The following is a 2,892-nucleotide window of genomic DNA, read 5'->3' as shown; positions in this document are numbered from 1 at the left end:
TCGAGGCGCGCCATGCGGTGACATTTCGCGAGACCTTCGCTGATGCCCTGGTGCATCTGGAAGCAATGCAGCGTGATGAACTGCTGGCCATCCATGCCGATGCCATCGAAGTGCTGCCTGCCGGACGCCTGATGATGCGTAACGTGGCGATGGCCTTTGATGCCTATCTCAAGCCTCAGGAAGGGCGGTTTTCACGCACGGTGTGACTCTTGGCTGATGGCGGCCAAACGCTCGGCTCCAGGGTCGTAACGGCCAGCACACCCAGCGAAACATAAAGGCGGCCCCGGTAGTATCTATCGGGGCCGCCTGTCGTCAGGTCGTCACTCAAGTGAGCCGAGTGCCTGTCAAGCCGCGTCGAGAGGGCGCGAGGGACCGAAGTGTTCGAAGTGGCGGCGGTCCTCGTCGACACCCAAGTCGGACAAGGCGCCGTTGACGGCGGTCATGAAACCCTGGGGGCCCACGAAATAGCAGCGCGCCCTGGCGTCGGGCAGGTAGCGGGCGAGCAAGGTGCGGTCGATGCGACCAATATGATCGGCATGGTTACCCCGTTCATGAATGCTGACGGCCTGAAGGCGTTCGGGGTACTCGCGCTTGAGTGTCTCCAGTTCATCGTTAAAGGCGTGATGCTCGGCATCCAGGGCGGCGTGCAGATACACTACCTGACGTCCCTTCGCCAGGGCATGGCGCGCCATGGGCAGCAAGGGCGTCTGGCCGACACCGCCACTGGCCAGCAGCAGAGGTTCGTCACCGTCTACCAGGGTCAGGTCGCCTGCCGGTGGCAGCAGTTCCAGGATATCGCCCGGCTGCAGAACGTCATGGAAATGGCGGCTGACCTGTCCCTGTGCTTCGCGCTTGATCGAAAGCCGATAGCTGCGGCCATTGGGGCTTGCCGAGAGGCTGTAGTGGCGATAGACCGGTTGCCCGTCGATGAGCAGGCGCACGCCAATATACTGCCCAGGCTCGTGGTCGGCGACGGCACCGTCATCCTCGGGTTCCAGCACAAAAGAGCGGATCACCGCACTTTCCTGCCGGGTGGCGGCAATACGGAAGCGACGCGTGCCACGCCAGCCGCCCGGGCGCTGTTCGAATTCGAGATAACGCTGGTCTTCAAGGTCGATCAGCAGCCCGGCGAGTTCGTTATAGAGGGCGGTCCAGGCCTCGGCGATTTCCGGCGTCACGGCATCGCCGAGCACCTCGCCGATGGCGGCCATCAAACATTCGCCGACGATGGGGTATTGCTCCGGCACAATACCCAGGGAGACATGCTTGCTGACGACGATGGCCAGCGTGGCACGTGCCTGGGCGGGGTTGCGGCGCAGTTGCACATACGCCAGCACGGCGCTCGCCAAGGCGCGAGGTTGTTCACCGCTTTGCTGATTAACCTCATTGAATAGCGGCTTGACCTCCGGGTAGCGGTTAAACATCAATGGATAAAAGCGCTGGGTGATGGCGTCGAGATGTTCGGCGACGACCGGGGCCGTGGCGCCGATCAGCTTTTCCTGTTCATGAGACAACATACGGAGTACCTCAGAGGATTGTTTAAGATGCTTTATAAATACATCTTAAGGCCCGAAGCATCAAATGCCAACCCTGGTGCGACCTTTCGTAGCTTTTCCCCTGTGGTTGAAGCTCAGAAAAACATCGTTTCATGCTGATGGAAGCCGCCCTTCATCTGCAGCACAATGAGCCTTCTTTTATGACGCAGTAGAACTAGAGAGTGAGCCCCATGGAGCATTATTTTCTGATCAAGCACCTGCATGTCACCACCGCTGTGCTGAGCATCGGTTTTTTCGTGGTACGTGCCGGGTGGTCGGTACGCGAGTCGCCCATGCTCGGGCGGCGCTGGGTAAAAATATTGCCTCACGTGATTGATACCAGCCTGCTTGCCCTGGGTGTCACGCTGATGGTGATGCTCTCGATGTGGCCCCACCAGCATCCCTGGTTGGCTGCAAAGCTAATCGCTTTGGTGGTCTATATCGGAGTGGGGACGGTCGCCATCAAGCGTGGCCCGACACCTCTAATTCGTGGTGTGGGCGCGCTTGTGGCGGTGGCGGTATTTATCTACATGCTGGGGGCGGCTCTTCGCCATAGCCCCCTTTCATGGGTGGGCTGAGAATGTTCAGCCTTGTTGCGGCTTCACTTGGGGCTTGGCGGTTTGCTGTTCCTCGAGCATACGGTCGACGGAAGAGACGTAGTATTCTTCGGCAAAGCCACCTTCCGGTTCCTTGAGCCAGAGAAAGCAGATCAACCAGCTGAGGAAGGCGCCGCAAGCGATGATGTAGAAGAACTGGGTGGGCGTGACGAAGGTGTAGATGGTCAGGTAGACCACCGCCCCCACGTTGCCGTAGGCGCCGGCCATGCCCGAGATCTGCCCGGTGATGCGGCGCTTGATCGACGGCAGGATGCCGAAGGTCGCGCCTTCCGCGCCCTGCACGAAGAAGGAGGTGAAAATGGTGATGGCCACCGCCACGATCAGCGGCCAGCTTGAATTGAGCATGCCCATCATCACAAAGCCGATGCCGATGCCGAACATGTAGCTGAGCATGACGAAGCGCCGGTTGCCCATGCGATCCGACACCATGCCGCCCATGGGACGCGCGACCAGGTTGACGAAGGCAAACGAGGCCGCGATCAACCCGGCCATCGCGGCATTCAATCCCCAGGTTTCCTCGAAGAACATCGGCAGCATCGAGACCACCGCAAGCTCGGCGCCGAAGTTGGCAAAGTAGGTACTGTTGAGCGCAGCCACGCTGCTGAAGGGATACTTGTCGTCCTCCGGCACACCTTTTTTCAGAATCGGAATGTTGACCCTCAGGATCTGCACCACCTGATAGATGATGATGGCCACAATCGCCAGGTAGGCGACCGTCGCGCCGGTGGTGGAAAGGTAGC

At 59.9% G+C, this 2,892-nt stretch carries 3 protein-coding genes and 1 pseudogene; 2 read left to right on the top strand and 2 right to left on the bottom strand.

The annotated features are described in order from the left end of the window. A pseudogene (locus DU506_RS20895) lies at positions 1-206 on the top strand (oxygen-independent coproporphyrinogen III oxidase); the annotation flags it as partial. A 138-nt stretch (positions 207-344) separates the two neighbouring features. Here DU506_RS20895 and hmpA read toward each other — a convergent pair. Continuing rightward, positions 345-1,517 (bottom strand): NO-inducible flavohemoprotein, encoded by a 1,173-nt coding sequence (gene hmpA / locus DU506_RS20890; protein ID WP_114488755.1) that lies wholly within the window; start codon positions 1,515-1,517, stop codon positions 345-347. Between the two features lie 209 nt (positions 1,518-1,726). Between hmpA and DU506_RS20885 the strand changes: the two genes are divergently transcribed. After that, positions 1,727-2,113 (top strand): SirB2 family protein, encoded by a 387-nt coding sequence (locus tag DU506_RS20885; protein WP_114488754.1) that lies wholly within the window; start codon positions 1,727-1,729, stop codon positions 2,111-2,113. A 6-nt stretch (positions 2,114-2,119) separates the two neighbouring features. On the opposite strand, the gene DU506_RS20880 is transcribed toward DU506_RS20885, so the two are convergent. After that, positions 2,120-2,892 (bottom strand): MFS transporter (locus DU506_RS20880; protein ID WP_114488753.1); only part of this gene is annotated, 773 nt, incomplete at its 5' end.

Source organism: Vreelandella rituensis, assembly GCF_003336665.1.
Classification (GTDB): Bacteria; Pseudomonadota; Gammaproteobacteria; order Pseudomonadales; family Halomonadaceae; genus Vreelandella; species Vreelandella rituensis.
This window is presented reverse-complemented; position numbering and strand designations above follow the sequence as displayed.